The organism is Haloferax sp. KTX1, from assembly GCF_902410085.1.
Taxonomy (GTDB): Archaea; Halobacteriota; Halobacteria; order Halobacteriales; family Haloferacaceae; genus Haloferax; species Haloferax massiliensis.
This window is the reverse complement of the sequence record NZ_CABPRH010000021.1, coordinates 22,818-29,250: the sequence shown is the minus strand read 5'-3', so window position 1 is coordinate 29,250 and position 6,433 is coordinate 22,818. Positions and strand designations below refer to the sequence as shown.

Annotated in this window: 8 protein-coding genes; 5 read left to right on the top strand and 3 right to left on the bottom strand. The window is 65.6% G+C overall.

Features of this window, described 5'->3' with window-relative positions; genetic code table 11:
- Positions 1-29 precede the first annotated feature (29 nt).
- Positions 30-290 (bottom strand): hypothetical protein, encoded by a 261-nt coding sequence (locus FY251_RS20230; protein ID WP_148416778.1) that lies wholly within the window; start codon positions 288-290, stop codon positions 30-32.
- A 345-nt stretch (positions 291-635) separates the two neighbouring features.
- On the opposite strand from FY251_RS20230, the gene FY251_RS20225 reads away from it, so the two are divergent.
- Positions 636-1,145 carry a hypothetical protein gene (locus FY251_RS20225; protein ID WP_255516765.1) on the top strand — a complete coding sequence of 170 codons (510 nt, stop codon included), beginning with the start codon at positions 636-638 and terminating at the stop codon, positions 1,143-1,145.
- 118 nt (positions 1,146-1,263) lie between these two features.
- On the opposite strand, the gene FY251_RS20220 is transcribed toward FY251_RS20225, so the two are convergent.
- Complete coding sequence (locus FY251_RS20220; RefSeq protein ID WP_148416776.1) at positions 1,264-1,698, bottom strand: type II toxin-antitoxin system VapC family toxin; 435 nt, start codon at positions 1,696-1,698, stop codon at positions 1,264-1,266.
- A complete protein-coding gene (locus tag FY251_RS23225; RefSeq protein WP_148416775.1) occupies positions 1,699-1,950 on the bottom strand; it encodes an AbrB/MazE/SpoVT family DNA-binding domain-containing protein in 252 nt (83 codons plus the stop codon).
- Positions 1,951-2,189: 239 nt separating this feature from the next.
- On the opposite strand from FY251_RS23225, the gene FY251_RS20210 reads away from it, so the two are divergent.
- The 4 genes from FY251_RS20210 to FY251_RS20195 all read left to right on the top strand — a co-directional run bounded on the left by FY251_RS20210 (position 2,190) and on the right by FY251_RS20195 (position 6,404).
- On the top strand, positions 2,190-3,362 hold the full coding sequence (locus FY251_RS20210) for an HD domain-containing protein (RefSeq protein ID WP_148416774.1): 1,173 nt from the start codon (positions 2,190-2,192) through the stop codon (positions 3,360-3,362).
- Between the two features lie 64 nt (positions 3,363-3,426).
- Complete coding sequence (locus tag FY251_RS20205) at positions 3,427-4,650, top strand: HD domain-containing protein (protein WP_148416773.1); 1,224 nt, start codon at positions 3,427-3,429, stop codon at positions 4,648-4,650.
- A 52-nt stretch (positions 4,651-4,702) separates the two neighbouring features.
- Positions 4,703-5,716, top strand: coding sequence for an amidohydrolase family protein (locus FY251_RS20200; protein WP_148416772.1), 1,014 nt, complete (start codon positions 4,703-4,705; stop codon positions 5,714-5,716).
- Between the two features lie 133 nt (positions 5,717-5,849).
- On the top strand, positions 5,850-6,404 hold the full coding sequence (locus FY251_RS20195) for a universal stress protein (protein ID WP_148416771.1): 555 nt from the start codon (positions 5,850-5,852) through the stop codon (positions 6,402-6,404).
- Positions 6,405-6,433 lie beyond the last annotated feature (29 nt).

The window sequence follows — 6,433 nt, the reverse complement described above, 5'->3', positions numbered from 1 at the left end:
GCGGGGCAGGGGGGCCCGTGGGGCGCTCGTCAGGGACCGCCGCGATAGGCCACCGACACGTCGAACTCCGACGGCATCACCTGTCCGGCGACCGCCTTCCTGACGAAGTAGCCCGAAAAGCCGGTCGTCACGGCCGCCCCGAGGCCGGAGACGACGAACATCACGCGCCCGGCTGTCACGCCGGTCAGGGCGCTCATCGCGGCCCAGTAGCCCGCGAAGACCACGGAGAGACAGGCGAAGCCGAGGAGGGCGTAGCCGACGGCGTTTCCGAGTGCTGACCGGAGAGTCATATCGGCGTCTCGTCGCCCCCGAGTGAAACGGTTTGTGGGCGGTCGAACCACCGACACCATCGTGCGACAGGAACTTCGTTGAACTCCGCAGAATCTGATAGAGCCGGCGTGCGAGACTTGGAGAGAGTTCAGCATGACAGAGCGGTTCTATTCACAGACAATGTCCTAAACCTCTCGTTCAGTTGGACTCGTATCAACCACTTTCTTAGCGTACTGCTTTCGCCAAAATCGGTTCAATAATGTTACTTGATTGGGGCGTCGTTGTTTTCTATGGCTACTGGGCGCTACCCCCGTATCACGGTTACTGAAGGCTCTCAACCCAGCAAGAAACCCTTCCGGCTCAGTATGGAGAAGCTACGCGATTTCTCGTCCGATGCTCCTGCCCAGATTCGGGGTTCACTTGAGAATCGTTCCTCCGAAGAGCAAACGGTTGGCTTCGGCGCAATCCAGCCGTACTCCAGTATTTGGAGTGAAGGCCAAGGATGGCTTGTTCTCATTCCGAGCGACCGTCAGGTACAGAAACACGTCTTCGGAACGGACGAACAGATTATCCCGGACCGACCGGTCGAGGGGTGCTGGCAGACGAATCTTGTTTACTTCGGTCTTCCTGACGTGCTTAGATGGCAGTCACTCGATGCGGGAGAGTGCATTCAGACCGAATACACTGTACTGCATTACCCGGAGCGGGAAATATTGGAGGCCACGATGGACAAGTGGGTGAGTAATCGACCCGAAGATATGGGCTGTCTTCCCGCAGGGGAACACCGCTTTACCGAATCATTTGTGCCGAAAGGTAGAGCGGACACGACATGGGAAGCGTTTGAGTGGAGTTATACACTCACGATTGAAGAGTAGCTCTCTAGCCACCGGTTCGGACGACCGGGGGCCGGCAAGTTACCATGACCGACTCGCGTACTGTATTCAGCACGTCATCAAACGATCAGCAACTGAGGCCTTCAACAGAGTCCCGTGGTTAGTTCGGAGAGTACGGGTCTGTGGCAGTATCGAGCCGGTAGACATCGTCTATAGCATCAAAGTCATCGTCAAACGCGTAGAGATATCCCAACCCCCGGGTCTGCATATACGCAACAATACAGGCATCGACGAACGAGAGTTGGCGGTGACGTCTGAAGAGTGCCTTTGCGGTCGCAAACGCATCGGAGTTCACAGACTCAATGTGGAATCGTGCGTTCTCCTCAAGTCGAGCTAAGAAGTCCACTGCAGAACCGTGTCCGGCGTGAGTCGTTAGCCCATTGAGCGTCTCTGCTAAAACATAATCAAGAACGACTGCTTCTGGAAGCGACGCGTCATCGATCCCCTGAAGAATCGGTCGAGCGTCGGTGTGCATCCCGTCTCGACGGTACGCAGCAGCAAACAAGACGCTCGTGTCGATTAGCGCCCGTGGCATCTATTCTGTCTCAACGCCCCACGCGTCATGGTCCGTGGTGGCATCTGTTTCTTCTTCACCGTCATACCCATCAAAATCCGCAAACGTTCCACTCCGTTGTTGGATAACCTGCACTCGGATACTTCCGTCCTCTTCGAGATGCCAACGGAGTCGGTCCCCATCGTCAATCCCCAGTTCTCGACGAATTCGAGCGGGGATATTCGCTTGGTTTCCAGACACCTTGCTTTCAGCGTCTACCGACTCACTGCTCATGAATGACTACTAGCATCGCTTGTTGAAAAGCGTAGTGTGACGTCACACTACGTGGCCTAAAGACGAACCCAGGTTCGTCGAATCGTCGTTGTTTCTACAGGCGGAGCGGGTCGTCGGGCAGTTCCCCGAACGGTGAGGCGGGGCGGCACAGAGGGACCCGCGGTCGTACGGGCGGCCATCACCTCCCCTGCGCCGACCCGAATGCTCGGCTATTTGACTCCTCTCGTGCAACACCCGCTATGACCGCCGTCAAGGACAGCGTCCACGACTACATCTCGCTCGACCCCGTGGCCGCCGAACTGGTCGATACGCCCGCGTTCCAGCGGCTTCGACACATCAAACAGCTCTCGACGGTCCGGCTCGTCTACCCCTCGGCGAGCCACACGCGGTTCGAACACAGCCTCGGCGTCTACCACCTCGCCTCCCGCGCCCTCTCGCACCTCGGCGTCGACGGCGACCGCGCCGCCCACGTCCGGGCCGCGGCGCTCCTCCACGACATCGGCCACGGTCCCTACGGCCACCAGACCGAGGACCTCATCCGCCGGCGGACCGGCCGCGACCACGACGAGATTCACCACCTGCTCGACGGGACCGCGGTCGGCGACGTGCTGACCGACCACGGTCTCGACCCCGACCGCGTCGCCGACATGGTCGACGGCGCGGGCGGCCTCGGCCAGTTGGTCTCCGGGGAGTTGGACGTGGACCGGATGGACTACCTCGTGCGCGATGCCCATCACACCGGCGTCCCCTACGGCACTATCGACCACGGCCGCCTCGTCCGCGAACTCCGGTACCGGGACGGCGAACTCGTGTTGGCCGAGGGGAACGTCCAGACCGCCGAATCGCTCCTTCTCGCGCGGGCGCTCATGAACGCGACCGTCTATCGCCATCACGTCTCTCGCATCGCGGGCGCGATGCTCGAACGCGCCTCCGAGCGCCTCGTCGACGACGGCGTGCCAATCGAGGAGTTCGTCCGCATGGCCGACCACGACCTGCTCGTCGCGCTCGGCGAGCGCGTGCCCGACCTCGGCCGCCGAATCGAGCGCCGCGACCTCTACAAGCGGGCCGTCTGGGCCCCCATCGACGCCGTGCCGACCGACGTGGTCGAACTCGACTTCGAGGCGACGCGGGCGGCCGAACGCGACATCGCCGACGCCGCCGACGTGCCGCCCGAGTCGGTCATCGTGGACGCGCCGTCGCGGCCGCGAATCAAGGAGTCCCGGTCGCGCGTCGTCGTCAGCGGCGTCGTTCGACGCCTCGAAGACGCCTCGGAACTCGTGGGCGCGCTCCGGTCGACTGAACGGACGCAGTGGCGACTCGGGGTCTACGCGCCCGAGGCCGTCCGCGACGAGGTGGCCGCGGCCGCCGTGGACGAACTCGGGCTCCCGGTTCGCGTGACGACGCCCGTCTGAGACGCGGAGAACCGGCCCCCACCCGTCCGACCCTTTTTCACCGATGGCGGCCGATTCACCCACGATGACGACCATCAAGGACAGCGTCCACGACCACATCGAGGTCGAGGGCGCGGCCGAAGCCCTCCTCGATACGCCGGAGATGCAACGACTCCGGCACATCAAGCAGTTGGGAACCGTCCAGCTGGTCTACCCCTCGGCGAACCACACGCGGTTCGAACACAGCCTCGGCGTCTACCACCTCGCCGCCCGCGCCCTCTCGCATCTCGGCATCGAGGGCGACGCCGCCGCCCACGTCGAGGCCGCGGCGCTCCTCCACGACGTGGGCCACGGCCCCTACAGCCACAACATCGAGGACGTGACCCACCGCCACACCGGCAAGTACCACGACGACGTGGCGGAACTCGTTGCCCGCGGGACCGTCGGTGAGACGCTGGAAGCCGAGGGACTGGACCCCGAGCGGGTCGCCGCCTTGGTCGAGGGCGACGGCGAGTTCGGCCAACTCGTCTCCGGTGAGTTGGACGTCGACCGGATGGACTACCTCGTGCGCGACGCCCACCACACCGGCGTCCCCTACGGCACCATCGACCACGAGCGCCTGATTCGAGAGCTGACGTTCGTCGACGGCGAGTTGGTCCTCGCGGAGGGGAACGTCCAGACCGCCGAATCCCTGCTTCTCGCCCGGGCGCTCATGAACCCGACCGTCTACCAGCACCACGTCGCGCGCATCTCGAAGGCGATGCTCCGGCGCGCGTCGGAGCGACTGCTCGAAGAGCCCGACATCGACGCCGAGGAGCTTCGCCGGATGGACGACCCCGACCTGCTCGTCGCGCTCAGACTCACCGACTCGACGAAGGGGTTCGCCGAGCGACTGGCCACCCGCGACCTCTACAAGCGCGCGGTCTGGGCGGAGTTGCCGAACGTCCCCGACTCGGTTATCGACGCCGAACACGACGCGCTCGCGGCGTTCGAGCGGGACATCGCCGACGCCGCCGACGTGTCGCCCGAGTCCGTCATCCTCGACGTGCCCTCGCGCCCGTCGATGACCGAGTCGTCGTCGCGGGTGATGGTCAACGGCGAGATTCGGCAGTTGGAACGCGAATCGCCGCTCGTGCAGGCGCTCCGGACCGCACAGGAACAGCAGTGGCGACTCGGCGTCTACGCCCCGCGCGAGGAGACGGAGCGGGTCGGCCGCGCGGCCGCGGACGTGCTCGGTCTCGACGTCGGCGGCGCGCTCGTCGCCGAGGTCAGAAGCGGCCTCAACGCGACGCTCGACGAGTTCGAGTAGCCGCCGTCCCGAGACGGGAGGTTCAAGCACCGCCGAGACGCAGTCGAGAGCGATGCAATTCGAGGGTACGATACTCCGCGGCCGCGACTTCGACCCGGTCGAGGGGCGCGTCGTCGTCGAGGACGGCACGATAACCGCAGTCGAGGAGACGGCGACCGATTCGACGGACATCATCCTCCCGGCGTTCGTCAACGCCCACACCCACCTCGGCGACTCCATCGCCAAGGAGGCCGGCGAGGGGCTGTCGCTCGACGACCTCGTCGCGCCGCCGGACGGCCTGAAACACCGACTGCTCCGCGCGGCCAGCACCGAGGAGAAGGCCGCCGCGATGCACCGGTCGCTCCGGATGATGGAGGCCGGCGGCACGGCGGCCTGTCTTGAGTTCCGCGAGGGCGGCGTCGAGGGCGTCGACGTCATCCGGCGGGCGCTCGACGGCCGCGACATCGAGGCGGTCGTCCTCGGCCGCGAGACCGCGGACGCGATGGAAATCGCCGACGGCTTCGGCGCGTCGGGCGCGCGGGACGGCGAGTTCGGCGCGCTCCGGAACGCGACGGCGGCCGCCGGAAAGCTGTTCGGCATCCACGCGGGCGAGCGCGACGCCCACGACATCAACGCCGCGTTGGACCTCGAACCGGACTTCCTCGTCCACATGGTCCACCCCGAGGCGCTCCACCTCGAACGCGTCGAGGACAGCGAGATACCCATCGTCGTCTGCCCGCGGTCGAACCTCGTCACCGACGCGGGCGTCGCGCCGATTCGCGAACTGGTCGACCGCACGACCGTCGCGCTCGGCACGGACAACGTGATGCTCAACAGCCCCTCGATGTTCCGCGAGATGGAGTTCACCTCCAAGCTGGCGGACGTGTCGGCCGCCGAAGTCCTCCGGATGGCGACCGTCAACGGGGCCGACATCGCCGGGCTGAACTACGGCCTCGTCGAGGAGGGCCGCGACGCCAAGCTTCTGGTCCTCGACGGCGACACGGACAACCTCGCGGGCGTCGAAGACGTGGTCCGCGCCGTCGTCCGGCGGGCCGGGCAGGCGGACGTGAAAGACGTGTACCTCTGAGTTCGGACGACCCCCCGCTTCCGGAATCTGCACCCGACGGGCCGCAGAGCGCGTACGGGGCAGACCTATTCTCGCAGTACTCCTCCCGTAGCAAAGGGTTATTACCGACCCCGAGAAAATGTTATCAAGTGTCATGGTGTTGTACGACCGAATCATCGTTCCCATCGACGGCTCCGCCGGCTCCGAGCGCGTCGCGGTCCACGCGGCGGCGTTAGCGGCCGTCCACGATGCGGAACTCCACGGGGTGTACGTGGTGAACGCGGGGAGCTTCGCGGGGCTCCCGATGGAATCGTCGTGGGAGGGGCTCGACGACATGCTGCGCGCCGACGCCGAGTCGGCGCTCGACCAAGTCGAGCGCGCGGCCGAGTCGCAGGGCGTCCCCGTCGAGACGCACGTCCTCGAAGGGACGCCGAGCCGCGAAATCGTCGAGTTCGCCGAGCGCGGCGGGTGCGACCTCATCGTGATGGGAACCCACGGGCGCGGCGGCATCGACCGCCTCCTCCTCGGGTCGGTCGCCGAAAAAGTCGTCCGCGCGTCGAAAGTCCCGGTCCTGACCGTCCGCATCGAGGGCGGCGACGACGACGCGGACGAGCGCGCCGTCGAGGTGCCGGGCGAGGCCGCGGCCGAGTCGCCCGCGGAGGCAGACGCGGCCGCAGACTCGACGGCGACTGCCGACGGCGGAGAGTAGCGGAATAGCGACTAGCCGACCGGCGGCGC